The 25,462-nt window shown below is 69.8% G+C and carries 24 protein-coding genes; 13 read left to right on the top strand and 11 right to left on the bottom strand.

What is annotated here, in order from left to right:
* Window positions 1-586: 586 nt before the first annotated feature.
* Genes BM066_RS20035 through BM066_RS20020 form a run of 4 tightly spaced genes read right to left on the bottom strand, consistent with a single transcriptional unit; the run spans window position 587 to window position 4,360 of the window.
* Window positions 587-1,585, bottom strand: coding sequence for a class I SAM-dependent methyltransferase (locus BM066_RS20035; RefSeq protein ID WP_089930100.1), 999 nt, complete (start codon window positions 1,583-1,585; stop codon window positions 587-589).
* 2 nt (window positions 1,586-1,587) lie between these two features.
* Complete coding sequence (locus BM066_RS20030; RefSeq protein ID WP_089930099.1) at window positions 1,588-1,800, bottom strand: DUF5989 family protein; 213 nt, start codon at window positions 1,798-1,800, stop codon at window positions 1,588-1,590.
* A 47-nt stretch (window positions 1,801-1,847) separates the two neighbouring features.
* Window positions 1,848-3,617, bottom strand: coding sequence for a carbamoyltransferase family protein (locus tag BM066_RS20025; protein ID WP_089930098.1), 1,770 nt, complete (start codon window positions 3,615-3,617; stop codon window positions 1,848-1,850).
* Window positions 3,617-4,360, bottom strand: a complete 744-nt coding sequence (locus tag BM066_RS20020) for a ferritin-like domain-containing protein (RefSeq protein WP_089930097.1) — start codon at window positions 4,358-4,360, stop codon at window positions 3,617-3,619. The genes BM066_RS20025 and BM066_RS20020 overlap by 1 nt, the downstream gene beginning before the upstream one ends.
* Window positions 4,361-4,416: 56 nt before the next feature.
* On the opposite strand from BM066_RS20020, the gene BM066_RS20015 reads away from it, so the two are divergent.
* A complete protein-coding gene (locus BM066_RS20015) occupies window positions 4,417-5,613 on the top strand; it encodes a hypothetical protein (RefSeq protein WP_143093773.1) in 1,197 nt (398 codons plus the stop codon).
* A gap of 194 nt (window positions 5,614-5,807) precedes the next feature.
* On the opposite strand, the gene BM066_RS20010 is transcribed toward BM066_RS20015, so the two are convergent.
* Window positions 5,808-6,680 carry a 3-keto-disaccharide hydrolase gene (locus tag BM066_RS20010; RefSeq protein WP_089930095.1) on the bottom strand — a complete coding sequence of 291 codons (873 nt, stop codon included), beginning with the start codon at window positions 6,678-6,680 and terminating at the stop codon, window positions 5,808-5,810.
* Between the two features lie 208 nt (window positions 6,681-6,888).
* Here BM066_RS20010 and BM066_RS20005 point away from each other — a divergent pair, with 208 nt between their 5' ends.
* Both BM066_RS20005 and eutC read left to right on the top strand, forming a co-directional pair.
* The gene (locus BM066_RS20005) at window positions 6,889-8,271 is read left to right on the top strand and encodes an ethanolamine ammonia-lyase subunit EutB (RefSeq protein WP_089930094.1); all 1,383 of its coding nucleotides are present in this window, start codon (window positions 6,889-6,891) and stop codon (window positions 8,269-8,271) included.
* Window positions 8,268-9,083, top strand: coding sequence for an ethanolamine ammonia-lyase subunit EutC (gene eutC, locus BM066_RS20000; RefSeq protein ID WP_089930093.1), 816 nt, complete (start codon window positions 8,268-8,270; stop codon window positions 9,081-9,083). The genes BM066_RS20005 and eutC overlap by 4 nt, the downstream gene beginning before the upstream one ends.
* Here eutC and BM066_RS19995 read toward each other — a convergent pair.
* Entirely contained in the window at window positions 9,034-10,017 is a 984-nt protein-coding gene (locus tag BM066_RS19995) for an AEC family transporter (RefSeq protein ID WP_089930092.1), read from the bottom strand. The genes eutC and BM066_RS19995 overlap by 50 nt on opposite strands.
* Before the next feature lie 123 nt (window positions 10,018-10,140).
* Window positions 10,141-10,716, bottom strand: a complete 576-nt coding sequence (locus BM066_RS19990) for a DUF2939 domain-containing protein (RefSeq protein WP_089930091.1) — start codon at window positions 10,714-10,716, stop codon at window positions 10,141-10,143.
* Between the two features lie 214 nt (window positions 10,717-10,930).
* Between BM066_RS19990 and BM066_RS19985 the strand changes: the two genes are divergently transcribed.
* Window positions 10,931-11,890: a glucokinase gene (locus BM066_RS19985; RefSeq protein ID WP_255367662.1), complete on the top strand. Its 960-nt coding sequence runs from the start codon at window positions 10,931-10,933 to the stop codon at window positions 11,888-11,890.
* On the opposite strand, the gene BM066_RS19980 is transcribed toward BM066_RS19985, so the two are convergent.
* Both BM066_RS19980 and BM066_RS19975 read right to left on the bottom strand, forming a co-directional pair.
* On the bottom strand, window positions 11,887-13,095 hold the full coding sequence (locus BM066_RS19980) for a hypothetical protein (protein WP_089930089.1): 1,209 nt from the start codon (window positions 13,093-13,095) through the stop codon (window positions 11,887-11,889). The genes BM066_RS19985 and BM066_RS19980 overlap by 4 nt on opposite strands.
* A 176-nt stretch (window positions 13,096-13,271) precedes the next feature.
* On the bottom strand, window positions 13,272-14,489 hold the full coding sequence (locus BM066_RS19975) for an NADP-dependent isocitrate dehydrogenase (protein ID WP_089930088.1): 1,218 nt from the start codon (window positions 14,487-14,489) through the stop codon (window positions 13,272-13,274).
* 206 nt (window positions 14,490-14,695) lie between these two features.
* Between BM066_RS19975 and BM066_RS19970 the strand changes: the two genes are divergently transcribed.
* The 3 genes from BM066_RS19970 to BM066_RS19960 all read left to right on the top strand — a co-directional run bounded on the left by BM066_RS19970 (window position 14,696) and on the right by BM066_RS19960 (window position 19,956).
* Entirely contained in the window at window positions 14,696-17,203 is a 2,508-nt protein-coding gene (locus tag BM066_RS19970) for an ATP-binding protein (RefSeq protein ID WP_089930087.1), read from the top strand.
* 104 nt (window positions 17,204-17,307) lie between these two features.
* Entirely contained in the window at window positions 17,308-18,963 is a 1,656-nt protein-coding gene (locus BM066_RS19965; protein WP_089930086.1) for a glycosyl hydrolase family 28-related protein, read from the top strand.
* A gap of 192 nt (window positions 18,964-19,155) precedes the next feature.
* A complete protein-coding gene (locus tag BM066_RS19960) occupies window positions 19,156-19,956 on the top strand; it encodes an RNA methyltransferase (protein WP_089930085.1) in 801 nt (266 codons plus the stop codon).
* Between the two features lies 1 nt (window position 19,957).
* Here BM066_RS19960 and BM066_RS19955 read toward each other — a convergent pair whose 3' ends face one another.
* Together BM066_RS19955 and BM066_RS19950 are read right to left on the bottom strand one after the other, a co-directional pair.
* The gene (locus tag BM066_RS19955; RefSeq protein WP_089930084.1) at window positions 19,958-20,173 is read right to left on the bottom strand and encodes a helix-turn-helix transcriptional regulator; all 216 of its coding nucleotides are present in this window, start codon (window positions 20,171-20,173) and stop codon (window positions 19,958-19,960) included.
* A complete protein-coding gene (locus tag BM066_RS19950) occupies window positions 20,173-20,583 on the bottom strand; it encodes a hypothetical protein (RefSeq protein ID WP_089930083.1) in 411 nt (136 codons plus the stop codon). Before BM066_RS19950 ends, BM066_RS19955 begins: the two co-directional genes overlap by 1 nt.
* Before the next feature lie 173 nt (window positions 20,584-20,756).
* Between BM066_RS19950 and BM066_RS19945 the strand changes: the two genes are divergently transcribed.
* The 6 genes from BM066_RS19945 to htpX all read left to right on the top strand — a co-directional run bounded on the left by BM066_RS19945 (window position 20,757) and on the right by htpX (window position 25,461).
* The gene (locus BM066_RS19945) at window positions 20,757-21,866 is read left to right on the top strand and encodes an S-(hydroxymethyl)glutathione dehydrogenase/class III alcohol dehydrogenase (protein ID WP_089930082.1); all 1,110 of its coding nucleotides are present in this window, start codon (window positions 20,757-20,759) and stop codon (window positions 21,864-21,866) included.
* 11 nt (window positions 21,867-21,877) lie between these two features.
* Window positions 21,878-22,306, top strand: coding sequence for a hypothetical protein (locus tag BM066_RS19940; RefSeq protein ID WP_089930081.1), 429 nt, complete (start codon window positions 21,878-21,880; stop codon window positions 22,304-22,306).
* Window positions 22,307-22,313: 7 nt separating this feature from the next.
* The gene (gene fghA / locus BM066_RS19935; protein ID WP_089930080.1) at window positions 22,314-23,147 is read left to right on the top strand and encodes an S-formylglutathione hydrolase; all 834 of its coding nucleotides are present in this window, start codon (window positions 22,314-22,316) and stop codon (window positions 23,145-23,147) included.
* 176 nt (window positions 23,148-23,323) lie between these two features.
* Window positions 23,324-23,941 (top strand): 30S ribosomal protein S4, encoded by a 618-nt coding sequence (rpsD, locus tag BM066_RS19930; protein WP_089930079.1) that lies wholly within the window; start codon window positions 23,324-23,326, stop codon window positions 23,939-23,941.
* 247 nt (window positions 23,942-24,188) lie between these two features.
* The gene (locus BM066_RS19925) at window positions 24,189-24,506 is read left to right on the top strand and encodes a TFIIB-type zinc ribbon-containing protein (RefSeq protein ID WP_089930078.1); all 318 of its coding nucleotides are present in this window, start codon (window positions 24,189-24,191) and stop codon (window positions 24,504-24,506) included.
* Window positions 24,507-24,534: 28 nt separating this feature from the next.
* On the top strand, window positions 24,535-25,461 hold the full coding sequence (gene htpX / locus BM066_RS19920; protein WP_089930077.1) for a zinc metalloprotease HtpX: 927 nt from the start codon (window positions 24,535-24,537) through the stop codon (window positions 25,459-25,461).
* Window position 25,462: the final 1 nt, after the last annotated feature.

Below are 25,462 nucleotides of genomic sequence, written 5' to 3'. Positions count from 1 at the left end.
TGACCTCACCTGAAGGCACGGGGAGGGCGCGAGGCCAGCGACCGATGCGGTCTTCAGGGGTGGACGAGCGGGGCTTGTCGGCGGCGCGTGAGTTTGCGGTCGGCGAGCTTAATCAGAGGGCGAGGGACGTAAGCTCGCCCATCGGGGTCTTCGCGCTGGAAGGCTCCGCCCGTCGTGGGGTTCGCTCCGGTCCTGGTTGGCTCACTCCCGCCTCTGAAATCAAGCGGTGCACAGATCCAGCGGGAACAACCGGGTGGGGTGAAGGGCGGAAAAGGCCCGCGCGCCCCGGCCTTGCGGATAACGGCTCCACGCGAAGCGCCTGACTTCGTCGAAACGGTACATCAACTGCAAATCCTCCGGGCGAGGCCCGGGCGCTTCGCAACCCTCCCCATCCCATCGCAGCGAAAGCGCGTGGCGGCCAAGCCGTGCGCGCGACCCCCTCTGTCGCTTCGCGACAGCTCCCCCAGAGGGGGAGCATCTGGCGAGGCGTTCATAGCTCCTCCCCCTCTGGGGGAGGTGGCCCGGAGGGCCGGAGGGGGCCGTGCGCCCATCGAACACCCGTCGTTAAGCCGTGACCACGAAGCGGTCAGGTGGGGGCAAGCGGGTGTTCCGCGGGGCTTACGCGCCCCACCATCACGAACAGGCCCCCCTCCGGCCCCAGGGTCTTCATCCAGCCCACCTGGCTGAGCCAGGCCTCGGGGCTCCAGTTGTCGGCGGCCGGTTCGAACAGGTCCTCCGGTTCGTCGCCGATCACCGTGCTGGGATAGGCCCGGACGTAGTCGACGCCGTTCTCGGCGAACCACTTCAACACCTCGCCATGGGTGTGGCGGTGCTCCTCGGGGTGGCGGTACTGGTCGCGCAGCCAGGCGGCGTGGCGGTCGGGCTCGGCGGCGCGGGCGCGCAGCACCGGGTCGAAGGGGATCCAGCGAAAGCCGGTCAGGCGGGCGATGGTCCGCCGCAGGCGCAGGGGCAGGCGGGCGACGGCGTTGTAGAGGCCCAGCACGATCAGGCCGCCGTCGGGCCGGGCCAGCCGCGCGAGCCGGGCGAAGGCCGCCCGGGGATCGGGGGTGTGGTGCAGCACGCCCAGGCAGACCACCACGTCGAAGGCCCCCTCGGCCAGGCCCGGCGCGTGGAGGTCGGTCTCGACGAACAGCACGTTCCTCGACCCGAATCGGCGGGCGGCGGCGGCGCCCAGGTCCAGGGACGCCCGGGTCAGGTCGGCGCCGACCACCAGCCGGTCGGCGCGGGCCAGGTACAGGCTCATCTGGCCGGTGCCGCAGCCGACCTCGACGATCCGGGCGTCGCCGGGGACGGCGCGGTCCAGCAGGCGGGCGAACGGGCTGCGCTCGGCCCGGGCCCGCAAGCCGTCCAGGCTGTCGCGCGGCGGATAGCCGGGGAAGGGCGCCTTTTCGTAGAAGTCGCGCACGGCCTGGGTGCTGGCGTCGGCCGGCCGGCGCAGGTCGACGACGCCGTCCCTCTCGACGTGGCGCGCCCCGCAGCCCCGGCAGCTCCAGTCCGCCGCCAGGGCGCCCCCGCAGGCCGGGCAGGCCAGCAGGGCGCGCAGGGCGGCGGCGGCGTCCTCCACGCTCAGAAGATCGCGTAGACGAACGGCGCCAGGGCCTCGACGGTGACGGCCAGGATCAGCACCGCCCCGGTCAGGCACAGGAAGACCGCCAGCGGGACCAGCCAGCGACGGCCGGACGGGCCGCGCCACAGGCCCTGGACCAGGTCCAGGGTCGAGCCGGCCATGCTGCTCAGCACGATCATCTGGCGGTGAAAGCGTCCACGACGGCGGATCATGCCAGTTCCTCATTCAGCCCAGTTCTTCCATCAGGCCAGGTCTTCCATCAGGCCAGTTCTTCGATCAGGGAGGTGCGCGCCCGGGCGCGCTTGACGATGCGGCAGCGGCCGGCGACCAGGACGTCGATCCCCGAGCGCCGGAAGGTCGAATAGCCCTCGACCACCCGGTTGACGATCGGCTCGCCGGCCAGGTTGAACGAGGTGTTCAGCAGCACGGGCAGGCCCGAGCGGCGGCCGTAGGCCTCGAGCAGGTCGTGCAGGCGCGGGGCCATCGACCGTTCCAGGGCCTGCACCCGGGCGGTGCCGTCCACATGGGTGACCGCCGCCAACCGCTCGCGCCATTCGGGGCGCACCGGGAAGACGCCGGACATGAACCGCGCCAGCCGCGCCCCGCCGGGCGGCAGCTGGAAATAGCGGTCGGCCGCCTCGATCGGCACGACCGGGGCGAAGGGGCGGAACTCCTCGCGATACTTGATGTCGCGGTTCAGCCGGTCGCGCAGGGCCACGTCGTGCGGGGCGGTCAGGATGCTGCGGTGGCCCAGGGCCCGGGGGCCGAACTCGGTCGCGCCCTCCATCCAGCCGACCACCTTGCCGGCGGCCAGGTCGTCGGCGGTCTGTTCGACCAGGGCCGCGTCGTTCAGGGTCGCGGCCGGCAGGCCGTCCTCGCCGGCCAGGCGGGCCAGCTCGTCGTCGTCGATCGACGGACCCCAGAACGGATGGTCGGGCACGTCGCGGTCGGGATTGCAAAAATGGATGCGGTCGGCGTACAGCGCCGCGCCCAGGGCCGAGCCGGCGTCGCCCGGGGCGGGCGGCACGAACACCCGCTCGAAGCCGGACTCGGCCAGGATGCGGGCGTTGGCCACGCCGTTCAGCGCCACCCCGCCGCCCAGGCACAGGTCGGGCAGGCCGGTCTCGGCGTGCAGGCCGCGGGTCATGTCGACCAGGATCTCCTCCAGCACCGCCTGGACGCTGGCGGCGATGTCGGCGAAGCGGCGGCCTTCGGGCGTCGCCAGGTCGATGGGCTCATAGGCCTGGCGCGGCGGTCCGAACAGGTCGACGAACCGTCTGGAGTAGGACTGGGCGACCGTGGTGTGGAACGCGAAATAGTCCAGCTCCAGCGCGAAGGCGCCGTCGCTGGTGCGGCGGATGACCTTGCGGACCTGGTCGGCCATCGTCGGGCGGCCATAGGCGGCCAGGCCCATGACCTTGTACTCGCCCTCGTTGACCGAAAAGCCGAGATAGGCGGTGAAGGTCGAGTAGAGCATGCCCAGCGAGTGGGGAAACCGCACCTCGCGGTCCAGGACGATGCGGATCGGGCCGCCGGCCGGCCGCTCGCCCCGCCCGACGGTCAGGGTGGCCCATTCGCCGACCCCGTCGGTGGTCATGATCGCCGCGCGGCGGGTGGGGGCGGTCAGGAAGGCCGCGGCGGCGTGCGACTGGTGGTGCTCGGTGAACAGGATCCGGTCGCGGGGCACGCCCAGCTGGGCGGTGATCAGGCCGCGCACCCAGGCTTTTTCGCCCAGGCTGTTCTTCATGGCGTGGGCGAAGGCGGCGCGGCCGTGGGGGAAGGCGCGCAGGGCGCTGATCAGGATGCGGTCGAACTTCAGCATCGGCCGCTCGTAGAAGACCACGGCGTCGAGGTCCTCGGGCTGCAGCCCGGCGTGGTCCAGGCACCATTCGATCGCCTCGAGCGGGAAGGCCGCGTCGTTCTTGCGCCGCGACAGGCGTTCCTGCTGCACCGCCCCTACCGGCAGGCCGTCGACGACCAGGGCCGCGGCGGAGTCGTGATAGTGGGCCGAGATGCCGAGGATCTTCATTAGTATTGCCGTTTCAGCGGGCTGGGCCCGCCCTGGCCGTTGCGTTCGGGCGCGATCGGCGTCCAGCCCTCGGGCTCGCGGGCCCAGGCGCGGCGGGCCAGCAGGGCGAAGGGCGGCAGCAGGATGAAGTACTGCAGGGTCAGCACCACCGCGCCGATCACGGCGGCCAGGGCCCCCGCGAACCGCAGGTACAGCGACCACAGGCGGCGCAGGCGGGCCATCCAGAGCAGGCGCCCGTGGTCCTTGGGCGCGACGCGGAGCAGCTGGGCGCGGGTGTAGTTCATGTGGAACGCCTCGTCGTGCACGACCTTCTCGAAGACCTCGCGGGTCGGGGGATCGCCTTCGAGCGCGGCGATATAGTGGGTGAAGTCGCGGGCGGCGGCCTTTTCCGACAGGTGCAGGAAGGCCAGCAGGGCGCCGTCGCGCTCCTGTTCCACCCTCAGGTCGTCCAGGCCGCGCTCGCCCGGCGTCAGCCAGTCGGTCCGGCTGGCGGCCTCGGGGGCGGCGGGCAGGGTCGACATCAGGGCCAGGCCGCGCTTGCGGAACAGGTCGGCGTGGCGCTGCTCGTCCAGGGCATGCAGCAGGAACAGGCGGCGCAGGAGCGGGTCCTGGGTCTGCTCGGCGGCCCGGACCAGGTCGCGGCCCCCGTCCGCCTCGACCTCGGCGAACCGCAGCAGGTTCTTGGCGCGCCGCCGGGCGTTGCGCCAAACCCACCGGTGAACCGATGACAGCGGGGATTGCATGGGGCAGGGTCCCTTCTGACAGCCATCCAATATCATCCGCGAGGGAGGATCAAGACTTGGCTGAACGGGCCGGACCCTCGGTCTCGCGGGTGCGCGGCCTGGCCGCGGAACTGGTCGTGGCCGCCGCCGGCGTCGCGCTGCTGGTCTGGGCCGGCGCGGCAGACGTCCGCTGGCTGGACCGCCACGTCCTGCCGGACTTCTACACCCCCCGCGAGCGGCAGATCCTGATCCTGACGGTCCTGCGGGTCCTGGTCGCGGGTGTCGGCTTGGCGCTGGTCTTCATCGTCCGGCCAAGGGCGGGCAGGCTGTTCGCCCGCGTCCCGCCGAGGCGGCTGGTCCATGACGCCGCGCCGACCGTCCTGGCGGTCGTGCTGTCGCTGGTCGCCAGCGAGGTCCTGCTGTCGCGCCTGCCCTGGCTGGGGACCCAGGAGGTCCCCGCGCCGCGTGAACCGCTGCGGCGGCGCGACGCCCGGCTGGGCTGGGTGTTCATCCCGGCGCGCGAGGGCGTCGGGCGGCTGGGCGGGCGTGACATCACCTATGCCTTCGACGCCGCCGGCCATCGGGTGCGCCGCCTGGGCGACCGCGTGGATCCCGAGGCTCCGACCATCCTGTTCACCGGCGAGTCCGTGATGGTCGGGCACGGCCTGACTTGGGACGAGTCGCTTCCCGCCCAGGTCGAGGCCCTGACGGGGGTGCAGGGCGCCAACCTCGCCGTCGAGGGCTACGCCACCGACCAGTCCTATCTGCGCCTGCGCGACGAATGGCCCCGCTTCCGGCGGCCGGTGGCGGTGGTCGCCCTGTTCATGCCGTCCTTGCTGCGGCGGACGCTGGACGTCGATCGCCCGCATCTGGACAGCGCCCTGGCCTGGCGTCCTCCCGTCCGGTCCTTGAAGCTGGCCGAAGTGGCGCGGCGGGCGGTTCCTTACCGCGCCGAGGACGAGATCGACCGGGGCGTGGCCACGGCGCGGGCCGCCCTGGCCGACACCGTCGCCATGGCCCGCCGGCGCCGCGCCACGCCGCTGATCCTCGTGCCGCAACTACGCCCGGAGACTCCCGCCGAAGCCGCCTTGCGCCGCCGCGTCCTCGACGAGGCGGGCCTGCCCTATGTGCTCGTGCGCCTCGATCCCCGCTGGCTGATCCCCCGTAACCGCCACCCGGACGCCAGGGCCTCGCGGGCCATGGCTCAGGCGGTGGCGGGGTATCTGGCCGCGCACGGCGCGACGAAAGGCACGGCGATCAAGTCCCCCCGATAGCGGCGATCGCATATGGGCTGAGAAAAGAGCTGTCATCCCGGACAAGCCCGGCGAAAGCCGGGCGCAGATCCGGGACCGCCGGAAACTCTGAGCTCAGGCGTCGGTCCCGGATCTTCGCGCTACGCGTTTCGTCCGGGATGACAACCGCTTTTGGTCATAGGCAATAGTTCGGCCGCCCTAGGAAGCCCCGCCGCCTATTTCGCCACGATCCGGGGCAGGCTCTTGATCGGCTCCAGAACCAGGTCGCGAAAGAAGGTCTCGGCGCCTTCCGACTGCAGCTGGATCGCGCCATGGGTCAGGGGCGCGCCGTCGGCCTTGAGGTCGCGAACCTCCATCACCGGCACGCCGTTGACCACGTGGATCGCGCGGTCGCCCAGCACGTAGAGGTCCAGGGTGTTCCATTCGCCGGCCGGCTTCTCGGCGTCGCTGTAGGCCTCGATGTTCCACAGCGCCGTGCCGCCCCTGGCCGTGGTGGCGCGGCCGGCGGGCGAGAACCGCAGCTTGGGGGCGATCAGGGCCGGATCGTCGACGGCGGTCGTCGTGGCGCTGATCGCCTCGCCCACCGGCACGACCATGCCGATCGAGCCGGTCATGATCTCGAACTCCACCGCCTGGCTCCACGTGCCCCAGACCGCGCCGGGCGCGCCGTGCGAGTGGTAGAGCAGGCCGTTGTTGGGCGCCTGGGCCTCGCGCGGCCGCCAGCGGCCCTTGCCCCACTTGTACTGCAGACGCAGGTGATAGTCGCGGAAGTCGCCCCGGTGGACCAGACCGCCCCAGATCCGGCCGTCGACATGGATCGCCGGCCGGCCGTCCTCGACCACCACCTTGAAGATCTCGGCGCTCCGCGGGCCCGCTCCGATCGGCGCGATCGGGGGGCGCTTGTAGGTCAGGGACGGGTCGGCGTAGCCGAGCCAGGCGTCCCAGGCCTTCAGGTCGCGGCCGTTGAACAGCGAGGTCGCTGGGCCGGCGGGCTTGGGGACCTCGGCCAGGGCCAGGGGCGGCGCCGGGGCGGCGAGGGCGGGCGCGGCGGCGGCCAGCGCCAGGGTGAAGGCCAGGATCTTGAGCATGCGTCACTCCCGCGCCCACGCCGGGGCCGCGCGGCAAGGTAGTCGACAGCGTTGTCGGTGCAAGGCTCGGATGGTCGTAGACTGGCCGGGGACAGGCCCAGGGGCCTGTCCCCAGCGGTGCACGCCGAACGGGCAAGTCTCGGCCCCGCGCCCCGCCCGTCGCGTCCCGCGCTTTGCAGTCGCCGCCATCGGCGCCACCTTCGCCGTCATGGCCTATCGCGCGACCCTGGGCGGAACCACCTGGACCTTCGAGACCCTGGCCGACCTGATGGCCAAGGCCTCGCCGCCGCGTTCAGGCGACGCCCTGGCCGGGATCGCCGCCGCCAGCGCCCAGCACAACGTCGCCGCCAAGACCGCTCTGGCCGAGGTGCCGCTGAAGACCTTCCTGACGCAGGCGCTCGTCCCCTACGAAGTCGACGAGGTGACCCGCCTGATCCTCGACGGCCACGACGCGGCGGCCTTCGCGCCCGTGGCCTCGCTGACGGTGGGCGAGTTCCGCGACTGGCTGCTGTCGGAGCTGGCCACCCCAGCCGCCCTGGCGCGCCTGGCGCCCGGCCTGACGCCGGAGATGGCCGCGGCGGTCAGCAAGCTGATGCGCAACCAGGACCTGATCCTGGCCGCCTCGAAGTGCAGGGTCACGACCCGATTCCGCAACACCATCGGCCTGGCTGGGACCATGGCCGTGCGCCTGCAGCCCAACCATCCGACCGACGATCCGGCCGGGATCACCGCCTCGATCCTGGACGGCCTGCTGTACGGCTGCGGCGACGCGGTGATCGGCATCAACCCGGCCAGCGACAGCCTGAACGTGCTGGGCGACCTGACCCGGCTGATGGACGATCTGATCCGCCGCTTCGAGATCCCGACCCAGTCCTGCGTCCTGACCCATGTGACCACGGCGATCCAACTGATCGAGCGCGGCGCGCCGGTCGACCTGGTGTTCCAGTCGATCGCGGGCACGCAGGCCGCCAACGCCAGCTTCGGCGTCACCCTGGACCTGCTGCGCGAGGGACTGGACGCCGGCCGCTCGCTGGGCCGAGGGACGGTGGGCGACAACGTCATGTATTTCGAGACCGGCCAGGGTTCGGCCCTGTCGGCCGGGGCGCATCACGGGGTGGACCAGCAGACGCTGGAGGCCCGGGCCTACGGCGTCGCCCGGGCCTTCGAGCCGCTGCTGGTCAACAGCGTGGTCGGCTTCATCGGCCCCGAATACCTCTATGACGGCAAGCAGATCATCCGCGCCGGGCTGGAGGACCATTTCTGCGGCAAGCTGCTGGGCGCGCCGCTGGGGGTGGACGTCTGCTACACCAACCACGCCGAGGCCGACCAGGACGACATGGACAGCCTGCTGACCCTGCTGGCCACGGCCGGCGTCACCTTCGTGATGGGCGTGCCGGGGGCCGACGACGTGATGCTGAACTACCAGTCCACCTCGTTCCACGACGCCCTTTACGTGCGCGAGCTGCTGGGCCTGAAGCGGGCGCCGGAGTTCGAGGCCTGGCTGGAGCGGGCGCGGATCGTCGGGGCGGACGGCCGCTTGGCGCCGCGCGCCGCCGGCCATCCGCTGTTGACCGCCGGAGCCGGCGGATGAGCGCGCCGGTCACGCCCGATCCCTGGACCGCCCTGCGCCGCCACACCCCGGCCCGGATCGCTCTGGGGCGGACCGGGGCCAGCCTGCCGACCTCCGAGGTGCTGGGCTTCGCCCTGGCCCACGCCCAGGCCCGCGACGCGGTCCATGCGCCGTTCGAGGCCGAGGCGGCGGCGGCGGCGATGCGGGCCCTGGGCCTGGAGACGCTGATCGTCGACAGCGCCGCGCCGGACCGGGCCGCCTATCTGCGCCGGCCGGACCTGGGGCGGGCCCTGTCGGAGGCCGGCCGCGCCGCCCTGGCCGCCCAGGCCGCTCGGGCGCCCGGCTCATGCGACCTGGCGATCGTCGTCGCCGACGGCCTGTCCAGCACCGCCGTCCACGCCCACGCCGCGCCTCTGGTCGAGGCCCTGCTGCCGATGGTCCGCGAGGCCGGCTGGCGGCTGGGGCCCGTGGTCGTCGCCCGCCAGGCCCGCGTGGCGCTGGGCGACGCCGTGGGCGAACTTCTGGAGGCGCGACTGGTCATCCTGCTGGTCGGCGAGCGGCCGGGCCTGTCGTCGCCCGACAGCCTGGGGGCCTACATCACCTTCGCGCCCAAGGTCGGCCGCACCGACGCCGAGCGCAATTGCGTCTCCAACATCCGCGCCGAGGGGCTGGGCTACGACGCGGCGGCGTTCAAGCTGGCCTGGCACGCGCGCGAGGCCCTGCGGCTGGGCTTGACCGGGGTGGGGCTGAAGGACGAGAGCGACCTGGCCGCTCTGCAGACGGTCACGCCCCCGCGTAGCGTTCCAGCAGGATCGCGATCGCCGACAGGCTGACGCAGGAGACGGCGGTGGTCAGGGCCACGATCCGCGCCCCGCCGCGTTCGAACACGCTGTAGGCCTTGGTCTGGATGAAGACGTTGACCGCGGTCGGGGTGGCGGCCAGCAGGGTCGCGCCCAGGCGGAAGGGCAGGGGCGCGTCGACCAGGCCGGTGGCGAACCAGGCCAGGGTCGGCATCAGCAGCAGCTTGCCGACGGCGGCGACGATGATCGGCCCCCAGCGCGGGATGGGCGAGGGCTCCTCGTCGGTCGGCTCGCACGGCACGCCGGCGGCCGGCAGGCCGGTCAGGCCCAGGGCGATGCCCAGGGCGACCAGGGCGACGGGGCTGCCCGAGGCGGCCGCCGCGCTCACCGCCCGGTCCAGCACGCCGGGCAGGGACAGGCCGGCCAGGGCCATGGCCGAGCCGGTGATCGCCGCCAGCACGATCGGATTGCGCAGGGCCTGCATCAGCGAGCGCCAGGTCGAGCGGCCGCCCGCCCAGCCCAGAAGGCCCACGCCGATGGCCGCCACGACCACGAAGTCCACCGCCACCACGCCGGCCGAGACCCGCGCGGCCTCCGGGCCGAGCACGGCCAGGGCGATCGGCAGGCCGAGGAAGGCGCTGTTGCCCAGGCTGGCCGACAGGGCCCCGCCGGCCCGCTCCTCGCGCGTCCACCGCAGGGCGATGCCGATCGCCACCATCAGGGCCACCACCAGCAGGGCGCAGGCCCCGTAGGTCAGCAGGCCCAGGGTCAGGGCGCGGTCGGGGACGCCCACGCGCGACAGCGAATGCACCAGCAGGGCCGGGAAGCCTATCCAGTAGACATAGGTCGACAAGCCCGCCGACATCCGGGCGTCGAACAGCCGCAGCCGGGCCAGTGTCACCCCGCCCGCCACCAGCAGGAAGAACGGCACGACCCGCTGCGGCACGTCGAGCAACAGGTCGATCACAGGGTCACCGGCATAGGGCGCAAGCGTGGCGGTCTCCGCCCGAAGGGGCCGCCCGTCGATAGCATCGGTCGCGGTCGGCGGTCAAAGTTCGGCCGTTTTCCGGAACCTCCAGTTCGACGACGCTCACCGCTCGTCCACGGGCAGGCGGATGTGCACCAGCCGCCAGGTGAACAGCTTGTCGCGGCGGAAGGTGAAGATCGTCGCCTTGGACGGCTGGCCCGGCCGCTTGACCGAGATGCGCACCCGGTTGGGATCCCAATAGGCGATGGTCGGGTGCGGACCGGCCACGGCGGCCTTGGCCTGGTCCAGGGCGCCGGCCGGCCTGGGCGGGGCGGCCGGCGCCGCGCCGGGCGCGTAGCCTCGGGTCAGGGCCGACAGGCCCGGGACGGTCAGGTAGCGGTCGACCTTGGGTTCGGGCGGGGCGATCGGCGCGATGGCCTGCTTGAAGACGCTTAAGGGGTCGCGCCAGATCGACGGCGGCTCGGCCGGGGCGGCGGCGGCCGGGGTCTCGTTCAACTCGGCGGTCAGGCTCCTGCGCACCGCCGGAAAGTCGACCAGCTCGCCGATCGCCTGCACATCCTCGTACTGGGCGGCGGCCTTGAGAGCGCGAAAGGCGAACCAGGGGGCGGTGGCGAAGGCGGCGGCGAAGATCACGATCGCCAGGACCACCAGGTCCCAAAGCCGCTTCTGAAAGGTCATCGCCGCCCCCGCGCGAAGGTTCAAGGCCGCAAGACACCCTATTCCCCTGCCGCGGGCAAGCCGTCTCGCGTCCAGGGGGCGCCCGGCGCTCCGGGGGAAAGGTGCGACCTTACGCGCGTCGCCCAGGCCGGCGTTCGAGCGCGAACTTCCTTGCCTAGTCAGAGGAAACGCGCGTTTCTTAGCGCGCAAGACCCCGGTGACGAGTGAGGTGTCCGTGTCCGATAAGTTCCTGTTGGTCGACGCAGACGGGGCCTATGCGCGTTTCGCCGTCGTCGAGGCCGGCGAGCCGCCCGCGACGATCGAGGTGACGCCGGCCAAATCCCTGGACGAACTGATCCAGACCCTGGGCGAAGCGCTGTCGAAGCTGGGCGCGCCGCGGTTGCGCGGGGCGGCCTTTTCGGCGCCGGGACCGATCTTCGGCAAGACCCTGCAAGTGACCCATGCGGAGCTGAAGCTTGACGAGGAGGTGCTCTCCGAAAGGCTGGGCGTCACCGATGTCCGCCTGGTCAACGACTTCACCGCCCGCGCCATGGCGATGCCGCTGCTGGGGCCGGAAGCCCTGGAGCAGATCGGCGGGGCCCCGCCGAAGGGCCAGGCGCCGGCGGCGGCCCTGGGGCCGAGCACGGGCCTGGGCGTGTCGATCCTCAATCCGGACGGTTTCGTGGGTTGGGTGGCCACGGCCAGCGAAGGCGGGCACGCCGCCCTGGCGGCGGCCAATCCCCGCGAATGCGCCATCATCGAGCACCTGCGGCTGGCCAACCCCTATGTCTCGGCCGATCGGGTGCTTTCGGACGACGGCCTGCTCGAGGTCGCCGCCGCCGTCGCCCACCTGGACGGCCACGCGCCGCGGACCGGGGATTTCGCGCAGCTGGTCGCGGCGGCGCGCGCCCAGGACCCGATCGCTCGGGAGGCCTTCGCGCTGTTCTCCAGCTGGCTGGGAGCGGTCTCGGGCGACCTGGCGCTGGTGGCGGGGGCCCGCAGCGGCGTCTACATCTTCAGCCCGATGATGCTGGGCTGGCCCGACCTGTTCGACCGCGACCTGTGCCGGGCCCGCTTCGAGGCCAAGGGGCGGATGGACGTCTATATGAAGGACATCCCGCTCTATCTGGTGCTCGAGCCCGACTGCGGCCTGCTCGGCCTTTCCGCCCTCTATGGCGAGCGGGGGCCTTTCTAGGCGGTGTGGCGGTAGGGGAGGTTTAGCGAGGGGCAGGCGGCCTCGCCGGTGAACTTCGCCGAGATCGGCGCGACGATCGGGCCGCTGAGGAAAGGGGCCTTCAGCCGCCGGCAGAGATCGAGCTCACGCAGGCTCTGGACCCCGGCGATGCCCTGCCAGACCTTCTTGGTCCGATAGATGGCGGGGTCGCGCAGGAACCGGGTGATCGCGGCCGCGCGCTGCCGCTCGTCGTCGCCGCTCAGCACCAGGGTCACGCTGTTCACCGCGCCGGCCTGCAGGCTCTCGATCCGGAAACCGGGGTCGGCGACGTGCAGGTCCAGCAGCGAGAAGCGGTCCATCAGCAGCGTGCGGACCTTGCTGATCGCGCCGTAGCTGGGCTCACGGGGCACGTCGTAGATGTTGGCCGCCAGCCGGGGCCGCAGCGCGCGCGGCAGCTTCTGGAAACCGGTTTCGTAGCTCCGCTGCAGGCTGGGCTTGATCAGGGCGGAAAAACAGAAGGGCAGGAACAGGTAGCCCGACGGGCCGGAGTTCGCCGCGACCAGGGCGGCTTCGTGGCAGGCCTGGTCGCGCTCCACCGCCTCGACCAGGTCCGTGACCGGACCGCCGTTGATCTCGGCGCCCCAGCCCACGCCGCCGCCGACGAACCGTTCCTTGGGCAGATAATAGATGCCCCACCAGCCGGTCCGCGGGGATTCCACCTGCAGGAGATCGTCGATGTCGCCCGCCTCCGGCGACAGGGCCGCGAGGTCTTCGGCCGGCGGGGCGCCGGCCGTCGGCCCGTCCGGCGGCGCGAGGCTGACGGCGCCGTCGGGCGTGATCTTGCAGACGCGGCCGGCGAAGGCTCCGTCGTCCAGGCCGTCCATCAAGGTCTTCAACGCCGTCGCGGGCGTTCCGGCGAACCGCATGACTTCCGCCTGGTCGCCCTCGAGCATCAGCAGCGCGACCTCGCCCGCGCCGTTCTCGCCGAAGAGCTTGTACTGCAGGTCCCGCGACATCCGGCACAGCTCCTCGGCGTCCAGGCTGGTCGCCCTGGGGTCGGCGAGAACGAAGGAGAACGGGGCCACCAGGCCGTAGCGGCGCGGCCAGGTCCAATGGGTTTCCAGGTACGCCGAAGCGACCTTCGCGACCACGCCGGCCATGGTCTCGGTGTCGGCGAAGACCAGTTCCTCGCCCACGAAGATCTTCAAACAAGCGATCGCGGTCATGCGGGGACCATAGGACAAACTTCTCGATCGGGCGGGCTATCTCAAGGTCATGGAACGCGCGACGCGAGATCGCGGCGCCAGAAGACCCGACCTTAGTTGTATTGGCGAGGCCTCGAAACGCAAAACGCCTTCCCCTTGCGGGGAAGGCGTCGCGAAGCTCAAAGGACCTTGGAGGTTCAGGCCGCGGCCATGGCCTTCTTCAGGTTCTCGTCGATCTTGTCGAGGAAGCCCTCGGTGGTCAGCCACGACTGCTTGTCGCCGACCAGCAGGGCCAGGTCCTTGGTCATGAAGCCGCTTTCGACGGTGTCGACGCAGACCTTTTCCAGGGTGTGGGCGAAGGCGGCCAGTTCGGCGTTGTCGTCCAGCTTGGCGCGGTGGGCCAGGCCCCGGGTCCAGGCGAAGATCGAGGCGATGGAGTTGGTCGAGGTGCTCTCGCCCTTCTGGTGCTGGCGATAGTGGCGGGTGACGGTGCCGTGGGCGGCCTCGGCTTCCACCGTCTTGCCGTCCGGGGTCATCAGCACCGAGGTCATCAGGCCCAGCGAGCCGAAGCCCTGGGCGACGATGTCGGACTGCACGTCGCCGTCGTAGTTCTTGCAGGCCCAGACATAGCCGCCCGACCACTTCAGCGCCGAGGCGACCATGTCGTCGATCAGGCGATGCTCGTAGTGGATGCCCTTGGCCTTGAACTGCTCGGCGTATTCGGCGTCGAAGATCTCCTGGAAGATGTCCTTGAAGCGGCCGTCATAGGCCTTGAGGATCGTGTTCTTCGTGGAGAGGTAGACCGGATAGCCGCGGGCCAGGCCGTAGGCGAACGAGGCGTGGGCGAAGTCGCGGATCGACTCGTCGAGATTGTACATGCCCATGGCCACGCCGGCCGACGGGCTCTTGAACACTTCGTGCTCGATGGTCTGGCCGTCTTCGCCGACGAACTTGATCGACAGCGTGCCCTTGCCCGGGAACAGGAAGTCGGTGGCCTTGTACTGGTCGCCGAACGCGTGGCGGCCGACGATGATCGGCTGGGTCCAGCCCGGCACCAGGCGCGGCACGTTCTGGCAGATGATCGGCTCGCGGAAGATCACGCCGCCCAGGATGTTGCGGATGGTGCCGTTCGGCGACTTCCACATCTTCTTCAGATTGAACTCGGCGACGCGTTGCTCATCCGGGGTGATGGTCGCGCACTTGACGGCCACGCCGTGCTTCTTGGTCGCCTCGGCCGCGTCGATCGTGACCTGGTCGTTGGTGGCGTCGCGGTTCTCGACGCTGAGGTCGAAGTAGTCGAGCTCCAGGTCCAGGTACGGGAAGATCAGCTTATCCTTGATGAGCTTCCAGATGATCCGGGTCATTTCATCGCCGTCCATGTCGACGACGGGGTTGGCGACTTTGATCTTGGCCATTGCGGGGTCTTTCCTCTCGCGGTGGCGCGCCTGTGACTCTTTGGCGCACAGGGCCAAGGAGCGGCGCGGACGGCGTGCCTATAGACTGTTGCGGGCCGGGGGGAAAGCCGAGGTCGCCGCCAACCCGCGACGAAGCCGTCTTCGCGCGCTAAGTGCTTGATCCGCGTGTAAATCCTTGTTGAGGCTTGTTGGGGTACGAACCGGGCGTGGAGAAGCGGACCGCCATTGCCGACGTCACCTCGCCGCTCGCGCGGCGACTGCTGGCGATCGTCGCGATCCTGTCCATCGCCGTGACCGGCGTGGCCACGGCCGTGACCTTCGTCTTCGTGCAGCGGTCCGCCGCCGACGCCCAGATGCGCCACCTGACCGAATATGTCGCCGAGCGGGTCAAGACCGAGGACCGGTTGTTCTCCGACCTGGTCAAGGTGCACGAGGCGGCGTCCGACTCCCTGGCGCGACGGCTGCAGGCGCTGGATCCTCGCACGGTGGAGCGTGATTTCGACGCCCAGTTCCCCAAGCACGGCGACGGCACCCGCCGCACGGCGGACGCGCTGTACGACGGCGAGGTGATCGACGGCGACTATACCTATGGGATCGGCGGCTATCTGCGCGACGCCGACATCCTGACCCCTGACCAGAAGGCCCTGTTCCTGGCGGTGACCCAGGTGGTGTCGCACACCGGCGAGGCCGAGCTGAACCGCTACGACAACTTCTACTTCTTCACGCCAGACACCCGGCTGGTGATGTTCGGGCCCCGACGCCCCGACCGGCTGACCTACTACCGGCATAAGGCCCCGCCGACCTTCGACGTCAGCGGCGAGGAGATGACCTTGCTGACCCTGCCCAAGCAGAACAGCGAGCGGGTGATGAAGTGCACCAAGCTGCGCAAGCTGCTGTCGGACCCCAGCGGCCGGGGGCTGAACTCGGCCTGCATGACGCCCTTCGACTATCACGGCCGGCAGCTGGGCGCCTGGGGCACCAGCCTGTCGCTGGACTCCTACCTGCTGCGGGCCGTCGAGGACGCCTTGCCGGGCGGGCGCAACATGATCGTCTCGTCGGACGGCGAGCTGATCGCCGCGCCCGGCCTGGCCCGGAACGGCGTCGTCGATGTCCAGACCCTGGTCCGGGCCCAGACCGAGGAGGGCGTCGCCGACGTCGTCCGCCAGATCCGCGCCCTCGGCGCCGACGTGGGCGCCATCCGTCACGGCGACCGGGTGATCGCCTACGGCCGGCTCAAGGAGCCCGACTGGTATTTCCTGATGAGCTTCCCGTCGAGCGACCTGGTGTGGTCGGCGGTCAAGACGGCCTCGTGGGTGCTGCTGTTCGGCGTGCTGGGCGCGATCATCCAGGTGGCGCTGCTCTACCGGTTGATGCGCCTGACCGTCGAGCGGCCGCTGCGACTGCTGGCCGAGGCCCACCGCACCGGCGACGTCGTCGAGGCCGAGGCCATCGAGGACCGCACCGACGAGATCGGGGCCCTGGCCCGCACCCTGCGCGACCAGCGCGACGGCAATATCGAGCTGCTGCGCTCGCTGGAGGAGCGGGTCGCCGAACGCACCGCCGAACTGGAGCGCGCCAACCAGGCCAAGTCCGTGTTCCTGGCCAACATGTCCCATGAGCTGCGCACTCCGCTGAATGGCGTGATCGCCATCGGCGACCGCCTGGCCGAGGAGTCTGATCCCGAGCGTCGCCGCGAGCTGGCCGCCTTGGTCACCTCGTCGGGCCGGCTGCTGGAGCAGGTGCTGGGCGACATCCTCGACGTCTCCAAGATCGAGGCCGGCCAGTTCCAGCTGACCCCCGCGCCGTTCGACCTGGCCACCCTGGTCGGCGGCGTCGCCGAGCTGCACCGGGCTTCGGCCCAGGCCAAGGCCCTGGACTTCCGATGGTCGATCCAGCCGGGCGCGTCGGGCAGCTATCTGGGCGACGCCGGGCGCATCAGCCAGATCCTCAACAACCTGCTGGCCAACGCCGTGAAGTTCACGGTCATGGGCGAGGTGGCGCTGAGCGTCGAAAGCACGGCCGAGGGCCTGAGCTTCATCGTCAGCGACACCGGCGTCGGCTTCGACGACACCGTCCGCCGCCGGCTGTTCAAGCGCTTCGTCCAGGCCGACCAGTCGATCACCCGCCAGTTCGGCGGCACGGGCCTGGGCCTGTCGATCTGCGCCGCCCTGGTCGAGATGATGGGCGGCCGCATCGACGCCCGCGCCGTGTTGGGGCGCGGGGCGATCTTCCAGGTCGACCTGCCCCTGGCCCGCATCCGGGCCGTCGAGGATGTGGCGCCGGACGACGAGGAGGAGATCTCGCTCGAAGGCCTGCGGGTGCTGGTCGCCGAAGACCATCCCACCAACCAGAAGGTGGTCGAGATCATCCTCCAGCCGTTCGACGTGGCCCTGACCATGGTCGAGGACGGCCAGGCGGCGCTGGACGCCTTCATCCCCGGGGCCTTCGACGTGGTCCTGATGGACATGCAGATGCCGGTCATGGACGGCCTGACCGCCACCCGCCTGATCCGCGAGCGCGAGGCCGCCGCCGTCGTCCCGCCGGTGCTGCTGATCATGCTGACCGCCAACGCCATGGAGGAACACGTCGCGGCCGCCAAGGCGGTCGGCGCCGACCTCCACCTGGCCAAGCCGGTGCGCCCGGCCCAGTTGCTGGAGGCCTTGGCGCGAGCGCGGGTCACGGGCGTCTCGGCGGTTCTCTCGACGGCTGAATGATTGTGATCAAACAAGAACAAAAAGGGAACATGCGTCCGCCCCTGACATAGGGACGGCCTAGGGTCGAAGACGCTCAGACGAGCGGATTTCAACAGGAGAACCCTATGACTACCCCCGCCACAGACGTCATCTTCACGCCCGTCGGTCCGGGCGCGGTGGCGCGCGTCCTTGCCGATCGGCTCAAGGAGCAGATCAGCGTCAAGGACTTCGGCGCTCTCGGCGATGGCGTCACCGACGACAGCGGCGCCTTCATCAACGCCCTGGCCCAAGGCAGGAACGTGTTCGTGCCGGCCGGCGTCTACCGGATCGGACGCGCCTTCACGCTCTGGAACGGCTTGATCATGACCATCGATTCCGGGGCGGCGCTCAGCGTCGACGCCGGGGTCACGGTGACGATGCGCGGCGTCGTCGCCGCCGGCCAACACCAGATCTTCTCGGGCGCCGGCGTGCTCACGGGCCTGCGGGATGTCGTTCCGGAATGGTTCGGCGCGGTAGGCAACGGGACGACCGATGACCAGCCGGCCCTGCAGCGCGCGGTCAACTGCGTGCAGGGTTCGTATGGATCCGACGGCTCGCTGCAGATCGTGCGATTGTCCAACAAGACCTACGGCTTGGCGCGGACGCTGGACGTCTATCCCACCAACGCCGTGAACATCCGCATCAAGGGGGCGGGCACGGTGTTCGGCTCGCGGCTCAGGCCGCTGGCGAACTTCACTGGCCAGGCGGCGCTGGCCATTCACAGCCAGACTGACGGTGCGGCCCAGGTCATGGACTTCGACATCGGCGGTTTCACTATCGAGAACACAAATGGACAAGGCGGCCTGATCGGCCTGACTGTCGGTGACGCCATCGCGTTCACCAACATCTCGGGTCTGCAGAACAGCCTGATCTCGAATGTGAGCATCGTCGGCTTTGACGCCGCAGTGAAGATCCGGCGAACCCGCCTGGTCAAGTTCGAGCGGTGCTCGTTCTGGTACGAGGGCAAGAACGGCGCCCATGGCGTAATCCTGGCCACCTCGCCGGCGACGGCTCCGGACCAGTCGTTCGTAGGCGATCTTGACTTCGAGAACTGCCAGTTCGTGGGCACGTACAGCGAAAGCGGCTTCGTCACCGGCCTGATCACCGAAATCCTATCGGCCTCGAACGCCGGGATATCGGGCGTCCGCTGCGACAAGTGCATCTTCTACCACCTGAACTATTCGGTGTTCTTGCAGTCGGACTATAACGTCAACGTCAGCGACTTCTGGGTCGTGGACTGCCAGTTCGACGGTAATGCGTTCAACGGCGTGTATCTGAAGTCGAATGGAAGCCCTTCGAAGACCGGCTTCTTGACCGATGTGCACATCCATGGAAACTACTTCCAGGGGATGGCGGGCCCGTGCATTTCCATCCAATCGCCGGATTCGGTCAATTATGCCGGGGCGGTGCGGTCGATCAGCATCCAGGGCAACTGGGCCAACGGCGTGTCGCACTCGTTCGTTGACTCCTACCGGTCGCGGGCGGTCAGCGTCTCCGGCAACCAACTCAGCGATTTCAACTACGCCGGACCGGTAATCGAGTTCCACTCGATGCGGGACGTCAACTGCGTCAACAACACCTTGTGGTCCTCGGGCGGCGCGGTGGCGACGCACATGGTGCAGGTCGATGGACCCAGCGACTGGTACGTAGTCACCGGCAATTCCGCCGGCGGCGCCGTGTCGGGCGCCGTGATCCAGGACAGCGCCGCGGGAACGCACAAGGTCGTGGCCTCCAACATCTAGAAGTCCAGCAGGCGGCGGGGAGCACCACCCACCGCCCAGACTCTCGCCGCCTTGATCACCACCCGCCCGATGTCGGTGGGTCGGAACATCGAAGGCCTCTGTCAGCTTCGGCGCGCCCCGGACCGTCGCTAATCGCGCGAACCGCCATCGCGGGGCTTGCGCCGCGCGGCGGTCCGGCGGCAAAGGGAGGCGATGACTTCGAAGCCTCTCCCGCCCTGCGTGATCCTGAACCAGCCGCAACTGGCCGAGAACATCGGCGCGGTCGCCCGGGTGATGGCCAATTTCGGCCTGTCGGACCTGCGCCTGGTCAAGCCGCGCGACGGCTGGCCCCAGGAGCGCGCCTGGGCCAGCGCCTCGGGCGCCAACTGGCCGCTGGACGACGCCAAGGTGTTCGACACCCTGGAAGAGGCCATCGCCGACCTGAAGCTGGTGTTCGCCACCACGGCCCGCCCGCGCGAGACCCGGCTGCCGGTCTACACCCCGCGCGAAGCCGCCGCCCACCTGTCGGCCGACGTCGCCCAGGGCCGCGCCGTGGGGCTGCTGTTCGGCGGCGAGCGGGCTGGGCTGGAGACCGACGACATCGCCCTGTGCCAGGCCATCGTCTCGATCCCGATCGACGAGCGCTTCCGGTCGCTGAACCTGGCCCAGGCGGTGTCGATCAACGCCTATGAATGGAAGATGACGGTCGACGACCGGCCGTGGTCGAAGTTCGAGTACAACGTCGCCGAGCCGGCCGACCAGTCCAGCCTGCTGGGCCTGTACGGCCAGCTGGAGGACGAGCTGGAGAAGGCCGGCTTCTACCATCCGCCCGAGAAGAAGCCGTCGATGGTCCGCAACCTGCGCGCCCCGCTGGCCCGGGCCCGGCTGACCGAGCAGGAGGTGCGCACCTTCCGCGGCGTGGTCACCGCCCTGTCGCGCGGCCGGGGCCGGGTGCTGGCCAAGCTGGCCGCGCAGAAGGCGGCCAAGGGCGAGACGCCGGGCGACCCGTCCTAAGTCACCCCTCCCACTGGAACACGCGCTCCAGCCCCACCCCGAACACCTGGGCGATCCTGAACGCCGCCTCCAGCGACGGCGAGTACTTGCCCTGTTCGATGGCGGCGATGGTCTGGCGGGTCATGCCGATGCGTTGCGCCAGGTCGGCCTGGGTCATCTCGCCGTGCTCGAAGCGCAGGCGGCGGATGTCGTTCTTGATCGGGGGCGGGGCGGGCATCAGCAGGCCCGCCGGTAGCCGAGGATAATGCCGCCGTGCCGGGCCAGCTCCGACAGCGCCAGGGCCAGGATCACGGCGTTGGCCATCAGGGTCTTGTCGAAGAAATAGACCGTCACCGCCGCGCCCATCGCCGCCACCTGCAGCACGTAGAAGGCGCGGGTCGAGGCCGTCAGGTCGATCAGCCGCTCGCGCTCGTCCTGCGGGCCGCGCGGCTCGCGGTTCAGGGCGGCCATGGCGATCTGCAGGCCCACCTGCAGCACCACCAGCACGAAGATGCAGGTGGTCAGCGGCCCCGCGAAGCCCACCGGGCGACCGGCCGCCGCCGCCTGGCCGACATAGGCGAAATAGGCCCCGTAAACGACCAGGGTCGTCCAGAACGAAATCCACGCACTCTTTTCGCGCAAGGCCATGACCGGCTCCCTTGGTGTAAAACATTTCTAACATGGAGTGCGCCATATGTGGCGCGATGTCAATAATATTTAACATCGCAGCGAAAGCGGCGCCGCTCGCCGCCCGACGGGACTGGCTCGCGCGGCCAAGCCTTGGCAAGGTGCCGCCGACTCGACATCCGGAGACCTGACCGATGAAAACCCGCGCCGCCGTCGCCTTCGAGGCCAAGAAGCCGCTGGAGATCGTCGAGGTCGACCTGGAAGGCCCCAAGGCCGGCGAGGTGCTGATCGAGATCAAGGCCACCGGCGTCTGCCACACCGACGCCTATACGCTGGACGGCCTGGACAGCGAGGGCCTGTTCCCCTCGATCCTGGGCCACGAGGGCGCGGGCGTGGTGGTCGAGGTCGGCCCCGGCGTCACCAGCCTGGCGGTCGGCGACCACGTGATCCCGCTCTACACGCCCGAATGCCGCCAGTGCAAAAGCTGCCTGTCGGGCAAGACCAACCTCTGCACGGCCATCCGGGCCACCCAGGGCAAGGGGCTGATGCCGGACGGGACGAGCCGCTTCTCCTACAAGGGCCAGACCATCCACCACTACATGGGCTGTTCGACCTTCTCGAACTTCACCGTGCTGCCCGAGATCGCCGTGGCCCGCATCCGCAAGGACGCGCCCTTCAAGACCGCCTGCTACTGCGGCTGCGGCGTGACCACGGGCGTCGGGGCGGTGACCAACACCGCCAAGGTCGAGCCGGGCGCCAACGCGGTGGTGTTCGGCCTGGGCGGCATCGGCCTGAACGTCATCCAGGGGCTGAAGCTGGTCGGCGCCAACATGATCGTCGGCGTCGACATCAACCCGGACCGCGAGGAATGGGGCCGCAAGTTCGGCATGACCCACTTCGTCAATCCCAAGACCATCGACGGCGACATCGTCGCCCACCTGGTGGCCCTGACCGACGGCGGGGCCGACTACACCTTCGACGCCACGGGCAACACCACGGTCATGCGCCAGGCGCTGGAGGCCTGCCACCGCGGCTGGGGCGAGAGCATCATCATCGGCGTGGCCGAGGCCGGCAAGGAGATCGCCACCCGGCCGTTCCAGCTGGTCACCGGCCGCGTCTGGCGCGGCACCGCCTTCGGCGGCGCTCGCGGTCGCACCGACACGCCCAAGATCGTCGACTGGTACATGGACGGGAGGATCCAGATCGACCCGATGATCACCCACGTCCTGCCGCTGGAGCGCATCAACGAGGCGTTCGACCTGATGCATGCCGGCGAGAGCATCCGCACGGTGGTGACGTTCTAGGAGCAAGCGCTATGAGTTTCCACCGTCGCCGGCTCCTTGGCCTGATCGGGATCGGCGTCGCCGCCGGCGCTTCGAGCGCAGCTTTCGCGCAAGCAGGCGGTAACCCGCCGTTTCGCGTCGATCTGCCACCGGGCTTCACTGTCGAGGCTCGCCCACGGGGTCCGGATTTCGATGTCTACGACGTCAGGAAGGGCAATGTCGGCTACGTCGGGGTCTATGTCGGGGGTTTCGCTAGCTTCCCGATGAACAAGGACGCCAAGGTGAGTCCAGGTTCCGATCCGAATATCCAAGTCGCGCGCAGCTCTGGCGCGGACGGCCCGAGACAAGAGTATTTGATCAAGAGGAAGGACGGTTGGGGCGTGCTTCACGTCTGGACCCAAGACCCTCCGGGCGACGAGGCGACCGCCGCGCGCATCGCCGCCTCCGTACGTTTCAAATAGGCCCGTCATGACGGTAGAGACCCTCAGCGCCCACCGTGTCCATGGCGGAACCCTGCGCTATTGCCGGCACGACAGCGCCAGCACCGGCACGCCGATGAGGTTCACGGTCTGGACGCCGGACGGCGAAGGCCCGTTCCCCTATCTCGTCTGGCTGTCGGGCCTGACCTGCACCGAGGACAACTTCACCACCAAGTCGGGCGTCTACGAACACGCTGCAAGGCACGGGATCGCCATCGTCGCGCCCGACACCAGTCCGCGCGGCGAGGGCGTCGCCGACGATCCGGCCTACGACCTGGGGCAGGGGGCGGGGTTCTATGTCGACGCCACCCAGGCGCCGTGGACGCCGCACTTCCGGATGTATTCCTACGTGACCAAGGACCTGCTGCGGGCCGTCGACGGCGCCTTCCCACTGGACCCGGCGCGGCGCGGGATCTTCGGCCATTCGATGGGCGGCCACGGGGCGCTGACGATCGCCCTGCGCCATCCCGACCTGTTCAAGTCGGTCAGCGCCTTCTCGCCGATCGTCTCGCCGTTGAACTGCCCGTGGGGCGACAAGGCGATGACCGCCTATCTGGGTCCCGACCGCGCCGCTTGGCGAGCCCACGACGCCGTCGCCCTGATCGAGGACGGGGCGGGGGCCGATTTCGACGAGATCCTGGTCGACCAGGGCCTGGCCGACAGCTTCCTGGACAGCCAACTGAAGCCCGAACTGCTCGAGGAAGCCGGCGCCGAGGCGCGCCTGAAGGTCACGGTGCGGCGGCAGGAGGGCTATGACCATAGCTACTTCTTCATCGCGTCGTTCATCGGCGATCACGTGGCCTGGCACGCGGCGCGGCTTTGAGCGGCCGCCACCGGATATGTCCGTTGACTCAACGGATCTGAACCAGCATAAACCGCCCCTTCTCGCCGCCGGCTTGCCGGACGGCGCGAAAAACGCATGACGGAATGACCCGAAGCCGCCGTTGAGATCGCACCCTTTCGGGGGAGCCGGCCCGGATCGAACTAAAAGAGTGACTTATGTCCAAGCGCCATAGCGCCAAGTACAAGATCGACCGCCGCATGGGCGAAAACCTCTGGGGCCGGCCGAAGTCGCCGGTGAACCAGCGGTCCTACGGCCCCGGCCAGCACGGCCAGCGCCGCAAGCAGAAAGTCTCGGACTTCGGCCTGCAGCTGCGCGCCAAGCAAAAGCTGAAGGGCTACTACGGCAACCTGACCGAGAAGCAGTTCTCGCGCACCTACGAGGAAGCCGCTCGCCGCAAGGGCAACACCTCGGAAAACCTGATCGGCCTGCTGGAATCGCGCCTGGACGCCATCGTCTACCGCGCCAAGTTCGTGCCGACCGTGTTCGCCGCCCGTCAGTTCGTGAACCACGGCCACGTGCAGGTGAACGGCAAGCGCGTGAACATCGCGTCCTACCGCTGCAAGGCCGGCGACGTGATCACCGTCCGCGAAAAGTCGCGCAACATGGCCCTGGTGCTGGAAGCCGTCGCTTCGGCCGAGCGTGATTTCTGCGACTACGTCACCGTCGACGCCAAGGGCCTGCAGGCCACCTTCGTCCGCGCTCCGGAACTGGCCGAAGTGCCGTATCCGGTGAAGATGGAACCGAACCTCGTCGTCGAATTCTACGCTTCGTAAGCGTCGACCTCGAAGACGATCGGAAAGGCCCCGGAGAAATCCGGGGCCTTTTTCGTTTTGCCGCCCTTGAACCGTTTTCGGGGCCTCCTAGATGTCATGGGCGGGCCGGGCCCCTCTGGCGAGTGATGCAAGCACTCGTGATGTCGGACCGCATCGGGTGTTCTCGATGTCTGGGTCCGGTTGTCCCCTCCCTCCCCGCCGGCCCAGCTTCGAGGACACCCGTCCATTAACAGGACAGGGATCCGAAATGCCGCTTCTGATGTGCCCCAACTGCGACGCCTCCATGCAGGCCGTGCAGCGCGCCAGCGTCGAGTTCGACATGTGCCCCCAGTGCCGGGGCGTGTGGCTGGACCGCGGCGAGCTGGAGAAGCTGATGGCCATGGAGCGGGGCGAGCCCCAGGCCGCGACGCCGCGCCTGCCCGATTACGACAGGCCCCGCGAGCGTTCCGACCATCGCCCCGACTACCGCCCCAACGACTACCGTCACGACGACGAGCGCCGCCATCACGGCCAGGGCCACTACGGCAAGAAGAAGCGCTTCGACCTGTTCGACATCTTCGACTGATCCAGGATGCGAATCCCGAGTTAGAGCCATGAACCACATCAAGACCTTCGTCCTGCTGGCCGGCCTGACGGCGTTGTTCGTAGGGGCCGGCTACATGATCGGCGGCCCGACCGGCATGCTGGTCGCCCTGGTGTTCGCCGTCGGCATGAACCTGTTCTCGTACTGGAACGCCGACAAGATCGTGCTGCGCATGTACGGCGCGGTCGAGGTTGACGCCGGCCATCCCGAGCCGCTGGTCCGCGCCTATGTCGCCGACATCGAGGACCTGGCCCGCCGCGCCGGCCTGCCGCGTCCGCGCATCACGGTGATCGACAGCGAGCAGCCCAACGCCTTCGCGACCGGCCGCGACCCGGCCCACGCGGCGGTGGCCGCCAGCACCGGCCTGTTGGGCCTGCTGGACCGCGACGAGATCCGCGGCGTCATGGCCCACGAACTGGCGCACGTGAAGAACCGCGACACCCTGACCATGACCGTGACGGCCACCATCGCCGGCGCGATCTCGGCCCTGGCCAACTTCGGCCTGTTCTTCGGCGGTTCGCGCGACGACGACGAGCGGCCGGGCGGCCTGATCGGGACCATCGCTCTGGCCATACTGGCGCCGATCGCCGCCATGCTGGTGCAGATGGCTGTCAGCCGCTCGCGGGAATACGAGGCCGACCGGATCGGGGCCGAGATCGCCGGCGACGGCCGGGCCCTGGCCCGGGCGCTGGAAAAGATCGAGGCCTACGCCCGCGGCGGCGCGGTCAATGTCGAGGCCGAGCGCAACCCGGCCACGGCGCACCTGTTCATCGTCAACCCACTGACGGGGAAGGGCGCCGACAACCTGTTCTCGACCCACCCCGCCACCCACAACCGGGTCGAGGCCCTGCTGCGGCTGGGCGTCAGTCAGGCCACGCGCGGGCGGGCCGGTACGGCCGTGCCGGCCGGCGACCGGCGGATCGGTCCCTGGGGCTGAG

The sequence above is a fragment of the Caulobacter sp. UNC279MFTsu5.1 genome (genome assembly GCF_900114015.1).
Lineage (GTDB): Bacteria > Pseudomonadota > Alphaproteobacteria > Caulobacterales > Caulobacteraceae > Caulobacter.
This window is presented reverse-complemented; position numbering and strand designations above follow the sequence as displayed.

Bases quoted from the DNA above. Each gene is read 5' to 3' on its own strand.
- BM066_RS20030 (WP_089930099.1), bottom strand. From the start codon at position 1,800: ATGATCCGCCGTCGTGGACGCTTTCACCGCCAGATGATCGTGCTGAGC.
- BM066_RS20025 (WP_089930098.1), bottom strand. From the start codon at position 3,617: ATGAAGATCCTCGGCATCTCGGCCCACTATCACGACTCCGCCGCGGCC.
- BM066_RS20020 (WP_089930097.1), bottom strand. From the start codon at position 4,360: ATGCAATCCCCGCTGTCATCGGTTCACCGGTGGGTTTGGCGCAACGCC.
- BM066_RS20010 (WP_089930095.1), bottom strand. From the start codon at position 6,680: ATGCTCAAGATCCTGGCCTTCACCCTGGCGCTGGCCGCCGCCGCGCCC.
- BM066_RS20005 (WP_089930094.1), top strand. From the start codon at position 6,889: ATGGCCTATCGCGCGACCCTGGGCGGAACCACCTGGACCTTCGAGACC.
- eutC (WP_089930093.1), top strand. From the start codon at position 8,268: ATGAGCGCGCCGGTCACGCCCGATCCCTGGACCGCCCTGCGCCGCCAC.
- BM066_RS19990 (WP_089930091.1), bottom strand. From the start codon at position 10,716: ATGACCTTTCAGAAGCGGCTTTGGGACCTGGTGGTCCTGGCGATCGTG.
- BM066_RS19980 (WP_089930089.1), bottom strand. From the start codon at position 13,095: ATGACCGCGATCGCTTGTTTGAAGATCTTCGTGGGCGAGGAACTGGTC.
- BM066_RS19975 (WP_089930088.1), bottom strand. From the start codon at position 14,489: ATGGCCAAGATCAAAGTCGCCAACCCCGTCGTCGACATGGACGGCGAT.
- BM066_RS19965 (WP_089930086.1), top strand. From the start codon at position 17,308: ATGACTACCCCCGCCACAGACGTCATCTTCACGCCCGTCGGTCCGGGC.
- BM066_RS19960 (WP_089930085.1), top strand. From the start codon at position 19,156: ATGACTTCGAAGCCTCTCCCGCCCTGCGTGATCCTGAACCAGCCGCAA.
- BM066_RS19955 (WP_089930084.1), bottom strand. From the start codon at position 20,173: ATGCCCGCCCCGCCCCCGATCAAGAACGACATCCGCCGCCTGCGCTTC.
- BM066_RS19950 (WP_089930083.1), bottom strand. From the start codon at position 20,583: ATGGCCTTGCGCGAAAAGAGTGCGTGGATTTCGTTCTGGACGACCCTG.
- BM066_RS19945 (WP_089930082.1), top strand. From the start codon at position 20,757: ATGAAAACCCGCGCCGCCGTCGCCTTCGAGGCCAAGAAGCCGCTGGAG.
- BM066_RS19940 (WP_089930081.1), top strand. From the start codon at position 21,878: ATGAGTTTCCACCGTCGCCGGCTCCTTGGCCTGATCGGGATCGGCGTC.
- fghA (WP_089930080.1), top strand. From the start codon at position 22,314: ATGACGGTAGAGACCCTCAGCGCCCACCGTGTCCATGGCGGAACCCTG.
- rpsD (WP_089930079.1), top strand. From the start codon at position 23,324: ATGTCCAAGCGCCATAGCGCCAAGTACAAGATCGACCGCCGCATGGGC.
- BM066_RS19925 (WP_089930078.1), top strand. From the start codon at position 24,189: ATGCCGCTTCTGATGTGCCCCAACTGCGACGCCTCCATGCAGGCCGTG.
- htpX (WP_089930077.1), top strand. From the start codon at position 24,535: ATGAACCACATCAAGACCTTCGTCCTGCTGGCCGGCCTGACGGCGTTG.